This is a genomic window from Actinocorallia lasiicapitis (assembly GCF_054778695.1).
In genome coordinates this window covers 1-17,037 of record NZ_BAAGZI010000104.1, presented here as the reverse complement: position 1 = coordinate 17,037, position 17,037 = coordinate 1, and the positions used below count along the sequence as shown (strand labels likewise).

Below are 17,037 nucleotides of genomic sequence, written 5' to 3'. Positions count from 1 at the left end.
CCGCGCTCCCCGAACGGGCCAGGGCGCTCGCCGAGGCGGGCCAGCCCGCCGAGGTGACCACCACGTCGTGGTGGATCGCCGCCTGCGCGGGCGGGCTGCTGCTGGCCGCCTGCGGTGTCTGGACGGCCGTGCGCAGTGGCTGCTGGCCCGGAATGTCGGCCCGCTACGACCGGGCCGACAAGCCCGTCAAGGCCGTCGCCGCCGACGACCCGTCGAGCCTGTGGAAGTCGCTCGACCGGGGCGAGGACCCCACCGCGGGCACCGGTGAGGGTACGCTGCGAACTCCAGAACGCGAGCTCTGAACAGCCAGGGAGCCCCGAGATCGTCACACCCCCCGACCACGCGGCGACGGTGCTGCTCGTCGAACACGACCCCGCCGTCGCCGAGCTGGAGCGCCTCTACCTCTCCCGTGAGGGCTACCAGGTCACCGTGGAACCCGACCGCTCCCGTGCCCTCGCCCGGGTCACCGAGCTGGCGCCCGACCTCGTCGTCCTGGACCTGTCGGCGCTGCCGCCGCCGCTGACCGCCGCCGATCTCCACCGCCTGGTCGGCGACGCCGCCAGGCCCGCGCCCGCCGTCACCGTCCTGCCGCCGGGCCGCACCGAGATCAACGGCGACCGCACCGTGATCCGCCCGTTCAGCCCCCGCACCCTCGTCACCGCCGTCGCCGCCGCTCTGCGCGGCCGCGCCGACGACGTGGCCGCCGACATCCTCCGCGCCGGCGCGCTCATGCTCGACCCGCAGACCCGCGTCGTCCGCATCGAGGACAGGCCCACCTCGCTGACGGCCACCGAGTTCGACCTCCTCGCCCATCTCATGCGCCATCCGGGACGTGTCTTCACCCGCGAGCAGCTCCTCGCCGCCGCCTGGACCTCCGGCGCCTCCGCCGGCGTCCGCACCGTCGACGTCCACATCGCCCAGCTCCGCGCCAAACTCGGCCCCGCCAGCCCCATCCGCACCGTCCGAGGCGTCGGCTACGCCGCCGACTAGGTCGTGTCTTATGGATCTTGTCCGTAGCGAGCGTCGCGCAGTAGGACTGAAGATTCATAAGACACGACCTAGGGCCCGTGAGCTGCGGGTTCCGTTCATGGATAGCGGCGGGGTGGCTGGGTAGGCTCGATGAGGTGATGGGTGTGCAGGGGAGGCGTAAGGCCCGGGTGGCGGCGATGGCCGCGCCGGTGGGGATCGCGGTGGGGACTCTGGTGGCGTTCGGGTACGTGGGGGCCGTCGATCCCAACGAGGCCGGGCACTATCCGACGTGTCCGCTTCTGGCAATGACCGGCGTCTTCTGTCCGGGATGCGGGGGATTGCGGATGGCGCACGCCATCGCGCAGGGGAACCTGGCGGAAGCGGCTTCGCGGAATCTGCTGGCGTTCGTGCTGATCCCCGTCGCGATCTACCTGTGGGGCCTGTGGACCGTCGCGACGTGGCGGGGGACCCCGGTGCGGACCAGGCTCGGAAGCCGGGCAGCGGTGATCACGTTGCTGGTGGCCGTCGTCGTCTTCTCCGTGGTGCGCAACCTCCCCTTCGGAGGGTGGCTGGCTCCCTAGCGCTCCCGGCGACGGGGGGCGCGTGCAGTCGACCGGTGCCGGGCGGGCTACCATCGGGCAGACAGGGCACCGTGATGAGGGGACAACCGTGAGCGTTCTCGACGAGATCATCGACGGTGTGCGCGCCGATCTCGCCGAACGGCAGCAGACCGTTTCGCTGGAAGAGCTGAAGGAGAAGGCCGCCAAGGCGCCCTCTCCCCGGGACGCTTACGCCGCGCTGGGCGGCGACGGAGTGGCCGTCATCGCCGAGGTGAAGCGGAGCAGCCCGTCCAAGGGCGCGCTCGCCGCCATCGCCGATCCGGCCGCGCTGGCCCGCGACTACGAGTCCGGCGGCGCGAAGGTGATCTCCGTGCTGACCGAGCAGCGCCGGTTCGGCGGCTCCCTCGACGACCTGGCCGCCGTCCGGGCGAGCGTCAACTGCTGCGTCCTGCGCAAGGACTTCATCGTCACCAGCTACCAGCTCTGGGAGGCCCGCGCCTACGGCGCCGACCTCGCCCTGCTCATCGTCGCCGCGCTCGAACAGGACGCCCTGGTGTCGCTGATCGAGCGGGCCGAGTCGATCGGCCTCGCGCCGCTCGTCGAGGTGCACGACGAGGAGGAGGTCGAGCGGGCTGTCGAGGCGGGCGCCCGGCTCATCGGCGTCAACGCCCGGAACCTCAAGACCCTCGAGGTGGACCGCGGCACCTACGCGCGCGTCGCACCCAAGATCCCGTCCGACCGGATCAGGATCGCCGAATCGGGCGTGCGCGGTCCGCACGACCTGCTCTCCTACGCGGCCACCGGCTGCGACGCCGTCCTGGTGGGCGAGAGCCTGGTCACGGGCAAGGACCCGCGCTCGGCAGTGGCCGATCTCGTAGCCGCCGGAGCGCACCCCGCGCTCCGCCAGTCCAAGTAGGCTCACTGATCATGCAGATGCGCGAACGATGGCGTAGCGGTCTTTCGTCCCACTGACTAGACCGCAGACGACCGACAGGAAAACAGAGATGACCATCGTTCCGGATGCCGCCGGACGTTTCGGACGGTTCGGCGGGCGGTTCGCCCCCGAGGCCCTGATGGCGGCCCTCGACCAGCTCGAGACCGAGTACGAGAAGGCCAAGCAGGATCCGGCCTTCCAGGCCGAGTTCCAGGACCTGCTGGCGAACTACGCGGGCCGCCCCAGCCTGCTGACCGAGGCCAAGCGCTTCTCCGAGCACGCGGGCGGCGCCCGCATCCTGCTCAAGCGCGAGGACCTGAACCACACCGGCTCGCACAAGATCAACAACGTGCTGGGCCAGGCGCTGATGACCAAGCGCATGGGCAAGACCAGGGTGATCGCCGAGACGGGCGCGGGCCAGCACGGAGTCGCGACGGCCACCGCCGCCGCCCTGCTGGGCCTGGAGTGCACCGTCTACATGGGTGAGGTCGACACGCAGCGCCAGGCGCTGAACGTCGCCCGGATGCGGATGCTGGGCGCGACCGTCGTCCCGGTGACCAACGGCAGCCGCACCCTGAAGGACGCCGTCAACGAGGCGTTCCGCGACTGGGTGTCGTCGGTGGAGGACACCCACTACGTCATCGGCACCGTGATGGGCCCGCACCCGTTCCCGATGATGGTCCGCGACTTCGTGCGGGTCGTCGGCGTCGAGGCGCGCGAGCAGTCGATCGAGAAGTTCGGCGGCCTGCCGGACGCGGTCGTGGCGTGCGTCGGCGGCGGTTCCAACGCGATCGGCGCGTTCCACGCGTTCATCCCCGACGAGGGTGTCCGGCTGTTCGGCTTCGAGGCCGCGGGCCGCGGCGTCGAGACGGGCCTGCACGCCGCGACGATCACCGCGGGTTCGGTCGGCGTCATCCACGGGATGCGCACCTACCTGCTCCAGGACGAGGAAGGCCAGACGATCGAGTCCCACTCGATCTCGGCGGGGCTCGACTACCCGGGCGTCGGCCCCGAACACTCCTGGCTCCACGACACGGGACGCGCCGAGTACCGCGCGATCACCGACGACGAGGCCATGGCGGCGTTCGCGCTGCTCTGCCGCACCGAGGGCATCATCCCGGCCATCGAGTCGGCGCACGCCCTCGCGGGCGCGATCAAGGTGGGCAAGGAGCTGGGCCCCGACGCGACGATCCTCGTCTGCCTGTCGGGCCGCGGTGACAAGGACATGCACACGGCCGCCGAGTACTTCGGTCTGACGGGGGGCGAGCAGTGAGCACGAAGATCGCTTATGACCGGGCGAAGGCCGAGAACAGGGCCGCGCTGGTCGGCTACCTGCCCGCGGGCTTCCCGACCGTCGACGGGGCCGTCAAGGCCGCCAAGGCGATGGTCGAGGGCGGCTGCGACATCATCGAGATCGGCCTGCCCTACACCGATCCGCTGATGGACGGCCCCACCATCCAGGACGCCGTCCACCGCTCCCTGGAGGGCGGCGCCCGCCTCGCCGACGTGTTCCGCACCGTCGAGGCCGTCGCCGCGACCGGCACGCCCACCCTGGTCATGACCTACTGGAACCCCGTCGACCGGTACGGCATCGACAGGTTCGCGACCGAGCTGAAGAACGCCGGCGGAGCCGGGCTGATCACGCCCGACCTCACCCCCGAAGAGGGCGGCGAGTGGCTCGAGGTCGCCGACGCCCACGAGCTCGACAAGGTGTTCCTGGTGGCGCTGAGCTCCACCGAGGAGCGCATTCAGAAGATCACGAGCATCTGCAGGGGCTTCGTGTACGCGGCGTCGCTGATGGGCGTCACGGGCGCGCGGTCGGCCATCGACACCGGCGCGTCCGCGCTCGTCGCCCGCACCAAGGCCCACACCGCCCTGCCGGTCGGGCTCGGTCTGGGCGTCAGCACCGGCGAGCAGGCCGCCGAGGTCGCCGCCTTCGCCGACGGCGTGATCGTCGGCTCGGCGTTCATCCGCCGGCTGCTCGACGCGCCGACCGAGGCTGAGGGCCTCAAGGCGGTCCGCGAGCTGGCCGCCGAGTTCGCGGAAGGCGTCCGCAAGGGCCGCTGACCGGCCGCAACGCGATCCCGCGAGCCCCCCACCGGTCGAGGTGGGGGGCTCGCGGCGTTCCGACGCGCTATCCTCCCGTAACGATGTGTGACTGAACGGTTACGTTGATGGGGGTCCTGGTGGAGCGCTCGGCCGTGCTGCCGTGGATCACGACGGTCGCACGCGTCCTGCTGGCCGGAGTGCTGTTCTGGGCCGGCTGGGCCAAGGCGACCGAGCCGCCCGCGCTTCAGAAGATGGCCGTCGAGGCCTACCGGCTGCTGCCCGACGGGCTGGCCGGGGCCGTCGGCTACGGGCTGCCCGTGCTGGAGATCGTCCTCGCCGCGCTCCTGTTCCTCGGCTTCGCGACCAGGTTCGCTGCGGTCGTCTCGGGACTGCTCATGATCGTGTTCATCGGCGGGATCGCGTCGGCGTGGGCGCGCGGGCTCAGCATCGACTGCGGCTGTTTCGGCGGCGGCGGATCCGTCGCCGAAGGCCAGACCGCCTACCTCCAGGAGATCCTGCGGGACCTCGGCTTCCTCGCGCTCGCCGCCTGGATCGCCTGGTTCCCCAGAAGCCGGCTGAGCGCCGACGGACTCCTCGGAATCTGACCGGAAACCGACTTCGACCGACACGACCTAGGGGCGGGAAGAACATGGGGAAGGGCGAGCGGGACAGGTCCGCGCGCGACAGGCTGGCCGAGGAGCGCAAGCACCAGGCCAAGCGCGAGAAGCGGAACAAGGCGTTCGGCGCGGTCGCCGTCGCGGGGGCCGTGATCGTCGGCGCGGTGGGGGTGATGGTCTACGTCAACTCCAGCAAGGGCGAGAGCGACTCCTTCGCCGGGACGCTCGCGCCGACCACCCGCCAGCCGGACGGCTCGATCGTCATGGCCAAGCCGGGCGTCGAGAAGCCGGTCGTGGAGATCTACGAGGACTTCCAGTGCCCGGCCTGCAAGAACCTCGAGAAGACCAGCGGCAACACCTTCAAGCAGCTCGCCGCCGACGGCGCCGTCAAGGTCGTCTACCGGCCGTTCCGGCTGTTCCAGCAGGACAAGCTGAAGCAGAACTCCGAGCGGGCCGCCAACGCCGCGCTCTGCGCGCCCGGCGACAACTGGATCGGCTTCCACGACACGATCTACGCGAACCAGCCGCCCGAGGGCGAGGACGGCTTCACCACCGGAGAACTGATCGGCTGGGCCGCCGAACAGCCGAAACCGATCACCGGCGACGCGTTCACCCGGTGCGTGAACGGCGCCGAGAAGAGCGGCCAGGTCCAGTCGATGACGGACTACGCGCTCAACACGGCCAAGGTCCAGTCGACGCCGACCGTCAAGCTGAACGGGCTGGACATCACCAACCTGGCGTTCGTCCCGGACAGCCTGCGGAAGGCCGTCGCGATGGCCAAGCAGAAGGCCGGGTAGCCCGGAAACCGGGGAGAAACCGGGGAGGAGGTGAGGGATTCGCGGTTTGCGGTAACGTCAACGTTCATGCAGCTCGCCTTCATCCCCAGCCCTAGCCAGGGCGTCTGGCACTTCGGCCCGTTCCCGCTCCGGGCCTACGCGATGATGATCATTATCGGTGTCATCGTGGCGGTCTGGCTGGGGGAGCGGCGCTGGACCGCCAAGGGCGGCAAGCCGGGGATCGTGATCGACGTCGCGGTCTGGGCGGTGCCCTTCGGGCTGGTCGGCGGGCGGCTCTACCACGTGATCACCGACCACCAGATGTACTTCGGTGAGGGCAAGGACCCCCTCGACGCGCTGAAGGTCTGGCAGGGCGGGCTGGGCATCTGGGGCGCGGTCGCGATGGGCGCGCTCGGCGCGTGGATCGGCTGCCGCAGCCGCGGGGTGCGGCTCGCGCCGTTCGCCGACGCGATCGCCCCCGGCATCGCGCTCGCGCAGGGCATCGGCCGCTGGGGCAACTGGTGGAACCAGGAGCTGTACGGCAAGCCCAGCACGCTGCCGTGGGCCGTCGAGATCGATCCCGCCCACCGGCCCGACGGCGGGCTCGGCGAGTACGCCGACATCGCGACCTACCATCCGACCTTCCTGTACGAGTCGCTCTGGTGCATCGGGCTCGCGATCGTCGTGATCTGGGCGGGCAAGCGGTTCAACCTCAACCACGGGCGCACGTTCGCGCTGTACGTCGCGGGCTACACCGTCGGACGCGGCTGGATCGAGGCCCTGCGGATCGACGAGGCCCACCACATCCTCGGGCTGCGCCTCAACGACTGGACGTCGATCGTCGTCTTCCTGGGCGCGGCGGCCTACCTGTTCGCCAAGCGCAACTCCGGTTCCGTGCCCGACCCGCTCTACTTCGGCGAAGCCGCCGAAGAGGAGAAGGCAGCGGGGGAGGAGGCGGCCGAGGAGAAGACGGCTGAGGTGAAGGAGCCCGCGGACGTCGCCGTCGCCTCGTCGGCCGTCGCCGACGAGGAGCCCGCGCCCGCCCCGGAGCCGGACGAGGAGCCCGCCGCCGAGCCTGAGCCCGTCGCGGAAACCGACGGGGAAGCCGCTGAGGAGCCCGTCGCGGAAACCGCTCCGGTGCCGGAGCCCGCGGCCGAGCCCGACGCCGAGACCGAAGCCGAGGACGCCGAAGAAGAGTCCGAGCCCGTCCTCGCCGAGACGGCCGAAGCGCAGGCCCCCGAAGCGCAGGCCCCCGAAGCGGAAGCCCCCGAAGAGGAGCTGGCCGATGCCGAGGAGGCCGGTGACGCCGAGCCCGCCCCGGTCGAGTACCCGGCCGAGCCCGCCGAGGACGCCGAGCCCGAAGGGGCCGTCGAGGGCGGCGACTTCTGGTGGGAGAAGGACGAAGCGAAGGGCAAGGGGTGAACGCGGAGCATCCGCGCCCGGAGATCCACCACGAGCACCGCGACGTCAACGGCGGCTGGCTGCGCCCCGCGGTGTTCGGCGCGATGGACGGCCTGGTGTCGAACTTCGCGTTGATCGCGGGCGTCGCGGGCGGCCAGGCCAGCCACAAGATCGTGGTGCTGGCCGGGCTGGCGGGCCTGGCGGCGGGCGCGTTCTCGATGGCGGCGGGCGAGTACATCTCGGTGGCGTCGCAGTCGGAGCTGGCGCAGGCCGAGATCGAGACCGAGCGCCGTGAGCTGATCAAGAACCCGAAGGCCGAGCTGGAGGAGCTGACCCAGCTGTACGAGGCGCGCGGGCTCGACCGCGGTCTCGCCGAGCAGGTCGCCGTCGCCCTGTCCCGTGATCCGGCCGAGGCGCTGGAGATCCACTCCCGGGAGGAGCTGGGCGTCGTCCTCGACGATCTGCCCTCGCCCGTGCTGGCCGCGGTCTCCTCGTTCCTGGCGTTCTCGGTCGGCGCGACCCTGCCCGTCCTGCCGTACCTGCTCGGTGCGGACGGTCTGCTGCCGTCGGCGGTCCTCGCGGTCCTCGGCCTTTTCGGGGCGGGCGCGCTGGTCTCCCGGGTGACGGCGCGGTCCTGGTGGTTCAGCGGGCTGCGGCAGCTCGCCTTCGGCGCGTCGGCGGCCGCGATCACCTACGGGGTGGGCTCATTGATCGGCACGAACGGCCTGTGACGCACGCGGGTCACGCTAGAGTCTGGCGCGGACGAAATTGCCTGGAGGAACGGTGGGCGGCATGAGCTCACAGACGAGAGCGCGCGGCGGCGAAGACGAGTTCTGGCCCGACGCGCCCGACGGGCCGCGCGGTCGGCTGATCGGTCTGGTGCTGGCCGTCGTCGTGCTGCTGGCCGCGGTCGGCGGCGGAGCGTGGTGGTTCCTCGGCAGGGACGACGGCGACGGCATCGACGCCTCGGCGGGCGAGCGGCTTCCGCTCAGCTACGTCTCGCAGCCCGCGGACAAGGACACCGCGAAGCTCAACGACCGCGCCACCGACGCGCGCCCCTTCACCGAGGGCGAGATCTTCGAGGACAAGAAGAAGGTCTCCTACAAGAACCACACCTTTGAGCTGAAGGGCCAGAAGCTCGCCGACTGCCCGTCGGCCTCGTGGGGCCCGGTGTTCGAGAAGACCCTGGCGGACGCGGGCTGCACGCAGATCGCGCGCGGCCTGTACCTGTCGACCGACGGGAAGTACGCGGGCCTGTTCGTGGCGTTCAACCTCGCCGACGAGAAGGGCGCCAACCTCGTGATGAACGGGATGGACGTCCAGAAGAAGGCCGGGTTCGTCCACCCGCTGGAGAGCTCCGAGGTCAAGAACTTCGGCGGTGTGTGGAGCGCGGCCTACTCCTCCGTCATCGGCCATTACGTGATCATGAGCTGGGTGCAGCGCGCGGACGGCGCCCGTCCGGACAGCATCAACGAGATGATCGACACCAGTCTCGCGGTGCAGTCGGCGGAGGACTTCGCCTGGCAGCGCCTCGTCCTGATCGATCCGCAGGACGACGGCAAGGGCAAGGGGTGACGTCGGGCCGGAAGCCGGCGCGCAAGAAGGGCAGGGGCGCACAGCCGGTGATGTTCTTCGGGGCGGCGGCCGGGCTGGTGCTCGTGCTGGGCGTCGCGCTCGTCCTGCTGCTGGTGCTGCGCGGCGGCGGTGACGGCTCCGCGGCCGTCGACAAGGTCGCGATGGGCCGTCCCGCCGAGACCGGTCTCGCACCCGAGACCTACTCCTCCTCACCCTCCTCCGACGTCTTCGCCTCGATCTCCACCCGCGCCAAGGACAAGGCGCCGCTGACGATCGAGGAACTGTTCGGCGACAGGACCCTGATGGACGAATCCGCCGAGACGGCGCTGGCCCGCAGGGCGACCCAGCTCGACAAGGACTGCGCCACCGCGATGTGGGGCGTCGGCCTGGGCGATGTGCTGCGGGAGGGCGGCTGCAACCAGGCGGGCCGCGCCCTTTACGCCGACACCCGTAAAGGGCTGGCGGTCACCATCGCCGTTTTCAACCTCGCCGACTCCGCGGCAGCCGACGAAACGGTGAAAGCCTTCGGAAATGGCTCCGCATCCGGTTTCGTCCGCCCGCTCACCGGGCAGGGTGCCTTGGCGAAGTTCGGTCAGGGTTTCAGTGTGGGCCGCGGTGTGGCGATGGGTCACTACGCCGTGATCACGTGGGCGCAGCGTACGGACGGCACTGGCGACGTCCGGAGCAAGGCCGTGCTCTCGCTGGCTCTGACGGCTGCGTCGGCCGACGCGATTTATGCTCGTGCGGCCGTCTGACCTGCACGGATTCCGTGAGGTTGATCACGGGTGTTCGGACAGGTCCAGACCTTTGGGGCCTGTTTTGTCCGGCTATCATGAAGGAAGGGTGCTGAACTGCCTTGGTGGCAGTGATGTAACCTTGAGGTAATACACGCAGCAGGGCCAACGCCGTCCCGAACTGCACTGGTTTCCCAGACAGTGTCTAGATTCGAACGGGAGGGTTGATGGCGGCTGCTGCCCTCACACCTGGACAGCCCTCAGCGCAGGGACTGTACGACCCGGCCAACGAGCACGACGCCTGCGGCGTCGGCATGGTGGCCGATCTGAACGGGCGCAAGAGCCACGACATCGTCGAGAACGCGCTGACGGTCCTGCGCAACCTCGACCACCGTGGTGCGGTCGGCGCCGAACCCGACGACGGCGACGGCGTCGGCATCCTGACCCAGATCCCGGACGCGTTCTTCCGCGCCGTCGTGGACTTCGACCTCCCCGAGGCGGGTTCCTACGCGGCCGGTGTGTGCTTCCTTCCGGCCGACGCGCAGGCCCGCAAGGCCGCCGTCGACCACATCCACACCGTCATGGCCGAAGAGGGCCTCACGGTGCTGGGCTGGCGTGAACTGCCGGTCGACCCGAACTTCTGCGGACCTGCCGCCAAGCGCGTCATGCCGCATTTCGCCCAGCTCTTCCTGACCGCCGCCGCGGAGGGACCCTTCGCCGGCCGGACGGGCCTCGAGCTGGACCGCGTCGTGTTCTGCGCCCGCGAGCGCATCGAGCAGGACGTCCCCGTCTACTTCCCCAGCCTGTCCTCGCGCACCATCGTGTACAAGGGCATGTTGACCACCCCGCAGCTCGAGCCGTTCTTCCCCGACCTGTCGGACCGCCGGTTCGCGTCCGCGATCGCCCTGGTCCACAGCCGGTTCTCGACCAACACGTTCCCCGCGTGGGAGCTGGCGCACCCCTACCGGTACCTCGCCCACAACGGCGAGATCAACACCGTCAAGGGCAACCGGAACTGGATGCGGGCGCGGGAGTCGCAGCTCGCGTCGGACCTGTTCCCCGGCGACCTGAGCCGCACCTTCCCGATCATCGACATCGAGGCGTCCGACACCGCGTCCTTCGACGAGGCGCTCGAACTGCTGCACCTGGGCGGCCGGTCACTGCCGCACGCGGTGCTGATGATGATCCCCGAGGCGTGGGAGAACCACACCGAGATGGACCCGGCCCGCCGGGCGTTCTACGAGTTCCACTCGACCCTGATGGAGGCCTGGGACGGCCCCGCGTCGGTGTCGTTCACCGACGGCACGGTCGTCGGCGCGGTCCTGGACCGCAACGGCCTGCGCCCCGGCCGCTTCTGGGTGACCGAGGACGGCCTGGTCGTGCTCGCGTCCGAGGCGGGCGTGCTGGACATCGATCCGGCGAAGGTGGTCCGCAAGGGCCGGCTCCAGCCCGGCAAGATCTTCCTGGTGGACACCGTGGCCGGCCGGATCGTCGAGGACGACGAGGTCAAGGCCGAGCTGGCCGCCGCCAACCCCTACCAGCAGTGGCTGGAGGAGGGCCTGGTCCGGTTCGAGGAGCTGCCGCAGCGCGAGCGGGAGATCCCGACCCACGAGACCCTGGTCAAGCGCCAGCAGACCTTCGGGTACACCAACGAAGAGCTCAAGATCATCCTGTCGCCGATGGCGCGGGACGGCTACGAGCCGCTCGGCTCCATGGGCACCGACACCCCCGTCGCCGCCCTGTCGGAGAAGCCGCGCCTGCTGTTCGACTACTTCAAGCAGCTGTTCGCGCAGGTCACCAACCCGCCGCTGGACGCCATCCGCGAAGAGATGATCACTTCGCTCCAGTCCACGCTGGGTCCCGAGGCCAACCTGCTCCAGCCGGGCCCGGACTCCTGCAAGCGCCTGGTGCTGTCCACCCCGATCCTGGACAACGACGAGCTCGCCAAGATCATCCACATCAACGACGAGAACTCGCTGCCGCACCTCGACGCCCATGTGGTGCACGGCCTGTACGAGGTCGCCGGCGGCGGCGACGCCCTGCGCAAGCGGATCGCCGAGATCTGCGGCGAGGTGTCCCGGTCCATCGCGGCCGGCGCGCGGATCATCGTGCTGTCGGACCGCGGCTCGGACTCCAAGCTCGCCGCGATCCCGTCGCTGCTGCTCACCGGCGCCGTCCACCACCACCTGATCCGGGAGAAGACCCGCACCCAGGTCGGACTGGTGATCGAGACCGCCGAGGCCCGCGAGTGCCACCACATGGCCCTCCTCATCGGCTACGGCGCGTCCGCGGTCAACCCCTACCTGGCCATCGAGACCGTCCAGGACCTGGTGAAGACCGGGGACCTCAAGGGCCTCGACTCCGCCCAGGCCGCCCGCAACATGGTCAAGGCGTACGGCAAGGGCGTCATGAAGGTGATGTCGAAGATCGGCATCTCCACCGTGGCCTCCTACACCGGCGCGCAGATCTTCGAGGCCATCGGCCTGGGCGCCGAGGTCATCGACGTCGCGTTCGTCGGCACCGCCTCCAAGCTGGGCGGCAACGGCTTCGACGTGATCGCGTCCGAGGTCGCACAGCGCCACGCCCGCGCCTACCCGGTCAACGGCAACGACGCGGCCCACCGCACCCTCGAGGTCGGCGGCGAGTACCAGTGGCGCCGCGAGGGCGAGCCGCACCTGTTCAACCCGACCACGGTGTTCAAGCTCCAGCACGCCACCAGGACCCGCCAGTACGACATCTTCAAGGAGTACACCAGCCTCGTGGACGACCAGTCCGCGAAGCTGATGACCCTGCGCGGGCTGTTCACGTTCACGCCCGACCGCCCGCCGATCTCCCTCGACGAGGTCGAGCCGGTCGCGCAGATCGTCAAGCGGTTCTCCACCGGCGCCATGTCCTACGGCTCCATCTCGGCGGAGGCCCACGAGACCCTCGCCATCGCGATGAACCGTCTCGGCGCCAAGTCGAACACCGGTGAGGGCGGCGAGGACCCGGCGCGGTTCACCCCCGACGCCAACGGCGACTCCCGCCGCTCGTCGATCAAGCAGGTCGCCTCCGGACGCTTCGGCGTCACCTCGGAGTACCTGACCAACGCCGACGACATCCAGATCAAGATGGCGCAGGGCGCGAAGCCCGGCGAAGGCGGCCAACTCCCCGGCCACAAGGTGTACCCGTGGGTCGCCAAGACCCGCCACAGCACCCCGGGCGTCGGCCTCATCTCGCCGCCCCCGCACCACGACATCTACTCGATCGAAGACCTCGCCCAGCTCATCCACGACCTGAAGAACGCCAACCCGGCGGCGCGCGTCCACGTGAAGCTCGTCTCCGAGATGGGCGTCGGCACGGTCGCGGCGGGCGTGTCCAAGGCCCACGCGGACGTCGTGCTGATCTCCGGCCACGACGGCGGCACCGGCGCTTCCCCGCTCACCTCGCTGAAGCACGCGGGCGCGCCCTGGGAGCTCGGCCTCGCCGAAACCCAGCAGACCCTGCTGCTCAACGGGCTGCGCGACCGGATCGTCGTCCAGACCGACGGCCAGATGAAGACCGGCCGCGACGTCGTCATCGCCGCCCTGCTGGGCGCCGAGGAGTACGGCTTCGCGACCGCTCCGCTCGTGGTCTCCGGCTGCGTCATGATGCGGGTCTGCCACCTCGACACCTGCCCGGTCGGCGTCGCCACCCAGAACCCGGTCCTGCGGGAGCGGTTCTCCGGCAAGCCCGAGTTCGTCGTCAACTTCTTCGAGTTCATCGCCGAGGAAGTGCGCGAACTCCTGGCCGAGCTGGGCTTCCGCAGCCTGGACGAGGCCATCGGCCAGGTCGGCGTCCTCGACGCCAGCGACGCCGTCGACCACTGGAAGGCCGCCGGGCTCGACCTGTCGCCGATCTTCCACAAGCCGGAACTGGCCGAGGGCGCGGCGCTCAAGTGCGTCACCGTCCAGGACCACGGTCTGGAGAAGGCCCTCGACAACACCCTGATCCAGCTCGCCGAAGGCGCGATCGCGTTCGGCGACAAGGTCAAGCTCGAGCTGCCGATCCGGAACGTCAACCGGACCGTCGGCACCATGCTCGGCCACCACGTCACCAAGAAGTGGGGCGGCGAGGGCCTGCCCGCCGACACCGTCGACATCTCCTTCACCGGCTCCGCGGGCAACTCCTTCGGCGCGTTCGTGCCCAAGGGCATCACCCTGCGGCTCACCGGCGACTCCAACGACTACCTGGGCAAGGGCCTGTCCGGCGGCCGGATCACCGTCCAGCCCGACCCGTCGGCGACCTTCGCCGCCGAGGACCAGATCATCGCGGGCAACGTGCTGCTGTACGGCGCGACCAGCGGCGAGGTGTTCCTGCGCGGTCTGGTCGGCGAACGGTTCTGCGTCCGGAACTCCGGCGCGACCGCGGTCGTCGAGGGCGTGGGCGACCACGGCCTGGAGTACATGACGGGCGGCCGCGTGATCATCCTCGGCCGGACCGGACGGAACCTCGCGGCCGGCATGTCGGGCGGCATCGCCTACGTGCTCGACCTCCAGCCGCAGCGGGTCAACCCCGAGATGGTGGAGATCGAGACGCTCTCCGACGAGGACCGCGACTTCCTGCGGGCCATGGTCGAGAAGCACCAGGACGAGACCGGCTCCGTGGTCGCCGAGAAGCTCCTCGCCGAATGGGACGCCGCCGTCACCCGGTTCAGCAAGATCATGCCGCGGGACTACAAGCGGGTGCTGGCGGCCATGGCCGCCGCCGAAGCCGAAGGCCGCGACGTCGACGAGGCCGTCATGGCCGCGGCACAGGGATAGGGGGTACCTCGAATGGCTGACCCGAAGGGGTTTTTGAAGGTCACCGAGCGGGAGCTGCCCGCCCGCCGGCCGGTCGACGTCCGGATCCAGGACTGGAAGGAAGTCTACGAGGACTTCGCCAAGCCGGCCCTGGAACGCCAGGCCAGCCGCTGCATGGACTGCGGCATCCCGTTCTGCCACCAGGGCTGCCCCCTCGGCAACCTGATCCCCGAGTGGAACGACCTGGTCTACAAGCAGAACTGGCGGGAGGGCATCGAGCGGCTGCACGCCACCAACAACTTCCCGGAGTTCACCGGGAAGCTGTGCCCCGCGCCCTGTGAGACGGCTTGTGTCCTCGGCATCAACCAGGACCCGGTGACGATCAAGCGGGTCGAGGCCGAGCTGATCGACCGCGCCTGGTCCGAAGGCTGGATCAAGCCGCAGCCGCCGGCCGTCAAGACCGGGAAGTCCGTGGCCGTCGTCGGTTCCGGGCCGGCCGGGCTGGCCGCCGCGCAGCAGCTCACGCGGGCCGGGCACGACGTCACCGTCTTCGAACGGTCGGACGCCGTCGGCGGGCTCCTGCGCCGCGGCATCCCCGAGTTCAAGATGGAGAAGGCGCACGTCGAACGGCGGCTCGACCAGATGCGCGCCGAAGGCACCGTCTTCAGGACCGGGGTGGACGTCGGCGTCGACATCACCGCGGAAGAGCTGCGCACACGGTTCGACGTGGTGCTGCTGGCCGGCGGCGCGACCGCCTGGCGCGACCTGAACGTGCCCGGCCGTGAGGCCAAGGGCGTCTACCAGGCGATGGAGTACCTGCCGGTCGCCAACAAGGTCGCCGAGGGGGTGCTGCCGGAGCCGACCATCTCGGCCGAGGGCAAGCACGTCGTGGTCATCGGCGGCGGTGACACCGGCGCCGACTGCATCGGCACCGCGCTCCGCCAGGGCGCCGCGTCGGTCACCCAGCTCGAGATCATGCCGAAGCCTCCGGCGCTGCGGCCGTCGTCGGCTCCGTGGCCCACGTTCCCGATCCTGTTCAAGAACGAGAGCGCTCACGAGGAGCTGGAGGTCGCCGGCGGCCCCCGCGTCTACGCGGTCAACACGCTCGGTTTCACCGCCGACGAGGACGGCAACGTCAGGACGCTGCGCCTCGTCGACGTCGAAGGCCCCTCGACCGGTTTCCGGCCGATCGAGGGCACCGAACGCGAGATCCCGGCGGAGCTCGTCACCCTGTCGATGGGCTTCCTCGGCCCGCAGCGCGAGGGCCTCCTGGAGCAGCTGGGCGTCGACCTCGACGCCCGCGGCAACGTCGTCCGCTCCCTGGACTACAAGACCTCGGTCGACGACGTCTTCGTCGCCGGCGACATGGGCCGAGGCCAGTCCCTGATCGTCTGGGCCATCGCCGAAGGTCGCGCCGCCGCCTCCTGCGTCGACAAAGCCCTCCAGGGCACCACCAACCTCCCCTACCCCATCCCCCCCAACGCCCGCCCCCTCGCCTAAGAACACCCCCATGAAGGGCGGCCCCCCAACCAGGGAGCCGCCCTTCATGCATCCCCACCCACCCCCAGAAATGACCCATACCAAGATGGGCAGTTGGCTAGGCGGATTCTTGGGCAGTACGATGGGATCCTGGGCGTGGATGAACAGACCCCGCACCAGCGCATGCTGGCCGAGGCGAACGCACTGGTCCGTACCGCTGGTCTCTTTCCTCGCTGGGCGCATGGCCGAGACCATTCGACGCTACAGGTGGAACGACTGACCGACGGCAAGAAGATTCCCCTTCGCGGGATCCGTTTCCCCCGCGACCTGATGGCTGACGCCGACCTTGTCGAGGTGGCCTTCGCCGCGTTGCGCGAGGCTCTGGACGAAAGGAACTGGGACACGTGACTCCTCGTCGTTTGGAACACACGGTGACGCTGGAAGACGGACGCTGGCGGGCGCGGACGCCGGATGTCGGAGGCGCGATCTCCGCGCCGACGCTGGCCCGGATGAAGACCGCTGTCGAGGAGTCGACCGCGTTCCTCTACGGCGACGAGCCCTACGAGATCGTGTACGTCTTCGACCTTCCCGTGGAGGTGTCGCCGTCGCTGGCTGCTTATCACGCCACTCGGGTCGCAGCGGCGGAGCGGCTGGCGGAGGCGCAGCGGCTGGCGCGGCGGGTCGCGGCGGAGCTCACCGCTGCGAAGATCACGGAGCGTGATGCGGCTGAGGTGATGGGTCTGTCCAAGCAGCGAATCCACCAGCTGAAGTCCGCTGGCTGATCTTCGCTCCGTTCGCGGCTTTTGAATGTCGTGAAGATGGGGTGATGTCTTGTTTCGGGTAGTGGTGTGTGACATATTACTGCCGTGGAACGGACGGACGTGCTGGTCATCGGGGCGGGGGTGGTCGGGGCCGCCTGCGCTTACTATGCCGGGCGGGCCGGGCTCGGGGTGACGGTCGTGGACCGCGGGGCGGTGGCCGGGGGGACGACGGGCGCGGGCGAGGGGAACCTGCTCGTGTCCGACAAGGAGGCCGGGCCCGAGCTGGAGCTCGCGCTGCGGTCGGTCGCGCTCTGGGCCGAGCTGGCCGAGGAGCTCGGCGGCGGGTTCGAGTACGAGGCCAAGGGCGGGCTCGTCACCGCCGCGGACGACACGACCGTCGCCGGGCTGGCGGGGTTCGCGGC

17 protein-coding genes are annotated in these 17,037 nt (G+C 70.1%); all 17 read left to right on the top strand.

What is annotated here, in order from left to right:
- On the top strand, positions 1–302 hold a 302-nt coding region (locus tag ACYVE7_RS14475), incomplete at its 5' end, for a Trp biosynthesis-associated membrane protein (protein ID WP_460365193.1).
- The gene (locus ACYVE7_RS14470) at positions 265–990 is read left to right on the top strand and encodes a response regulator transcription factor (protein WP_460365192.1); all 726 of its coding nucleotides are present in this window, start codon (positions 265–267) and stop codon (positions 988–990) included. The genes ACYVE7_RS14475 and ACYVE7_RS14470, both read left to right, overlap by 38 nt.
- A gap of 143 nt (positions 991–1,133) precedes the next feature.
- Positions 1,134–1,550, top strand: a complete 417-nt coding sequence (locus tag ACYVE7_RS14465; protein WP_460365191.1) for a DUF2752 domain-containing protein — start codon at positions 1,134–1,136, stop codon at positions 1,548–1,550.
- Between the two features lie 88 nt (positions 1,551–1,638).
- Complete coding sequence (gene trpC, locus ACYVE7_RS14460; RefSeq protein ID WP_460365190.1) at positions 1,639–2,445, top strand: indole-3-glycerol phosphate synthase TrpC; 807 nt, start codon at positions 1,639–1,641, stop codon at positions 2,443–2,445.
- Between the two features lie 88 nt (positions 2,446–2,533).
- On the top strand, positions 2,534–3,736 hold the full coding sequence (trpB, locus tag ACYVE7_RS14455; RefSeq protein ID WP_460365189.1) for a tryptophan synthase subunit beta: 1,203 nt from the start codon (positions 2,534–2,536) through the stop codon (positions 3,734–3,736).
- On the top strand, positions 3,733–4,530 hold the full coding sequence (gene trpA / locus ACYVE7_RS14450; protein ID WP_460365187.1) for a tryptophan synthase subunit alpha: 798 nt from the start codon (positions 3,733–3,735) through the stop codon (positions 4,528–4,530). Before trpB ends, trpA begins: the two co-directional genes overlap by 4 nt.
- A 107-nt stretch (positions 4,531–4,637) precedes the next feature.
- Positions 4,638–5,117, top strand: a complete 480-nt coding sequence (locus tag ACYVE7_RS14445) for a MauE/DoxX family redox-associated membrane protein (protein ID WP_460365186.1) — start codon at positions 4,638–4,640, stop codon at positions 5,115–5,117.
- 44 nt (positions 5,118–5,161) lie between these two features.
- Positions 5,162–5,926, top strand: coding sequence for a DsbA family protein (locus ACYVE7_RS14440; RefSeq protein ID WP_460365185.1), 765 nt, complete (start codon positions 5,162–5,164; stop codon positions 5,924–5,926).
- 66 nt (positions 5,927–5,992) lie between these two features.
- Complete coding sequence (lgt, locus tag ACYVE7_RS14435) at positions 5,993–7,327, top strand: prolipoprotein diacylglyceryl transferase (RefSeq protein WP_460365184.1); 1,335 nt, start codon at positions 5,993–5,995, stop codon at positions 7,325–7,327.
- A complete protein-coding gene (locus tag ACYVE7_RS14430; RefSeq protein ID WP_460365183.1) occupies positions 7,324–8,037 on the top strand; it encodes a VIT1/CCC1 transporter family protein in 714 nt (237 codons plus the stop codon). The genes lgt and ACYVE7_RS14430 overlap by 4 nt, the downstream gene beginning before the upstream one ends.
- Positions 8,038–8,098: 61 nt before the next feature.
- Positions 8,099–8,881: a hypothetical protein gene (locus ACYVE7_RS14425; protein ID WP_460365182.1), complete on the top strand. Its 783-nt coding sequence runs from the start codon at positions 8,099–8,101 to the stop codon at positions 8,879–8,881.
- Positions 8,878–9,636: a hypothetical protein gene (locus ACYVE7_RS14420; protein ID WP_460365181.1), complete on the top strand. Its 759-nt coding sequence runs from the start codon at positions 8,878–8,880 to the stop codon at positions 9,634–9,636. Before ACYVE7_RS14425 ends, ACYVE7_RS14420 begins: the two co-directional genes overlap by 4 nt.
- Positions 9,637–9,842: 206 nt before the next feature.
- Positions 9,843–14,396, top strand: a complete 4,554-nt coding sequence (gene gltB, locus ACYVE7_RS14415) for a glutamate synthase large subunit (protein ID WP_460365180.1) — start codon at positions 9,843–9,845, stop codon at positions 14,394–14,396.
- Between the two features lie 12 nt (positions 14,397–14,408).
- Entirely contained in the window at positions 14,409–15,875 is a 1,467-nt protein-coding gene (locus ACYVE7_RS14410) for a glutamate synthase subunit beta (RefSeq protein ID WP_460365179.1), read from the top strand.
- A gap of 135 nt (positions 15,876–16,010) precedes the next feature.
- On the top strand, positions 16,011–16,262 hold the full coding sequence (locus tag ACYVE7_RS14405) for a hypothetical protein (protein WP_460365178.1): 252 nt from the start codon (positions 16,011–16,013) through the stop codon (positions 16,260–16,262).
- Positions 16,263–16,285: 23 nt separating this feature from the next.
- The gene (locus ACYVE7_RS14400) at positions 16,286–16,636 is read left to right on the top strand and encodes a hypothetical protein (protein WP_460365177.1); all 351 of its coding nucleotides are present in this window, start codon (positions 16,286–16,288) and stop codon (positions 16,634–16,636) included.
- Positions 16,637–16,720: 84 nt separating this feature from the next.
- Positions 16,721–17,037: FAD-dependent oxidoreductase (locus ACYVE7_RS14395; protein WP_460365176.1), on the top strand; the 317-nt coding region annotated here is incomplete at its 3' end.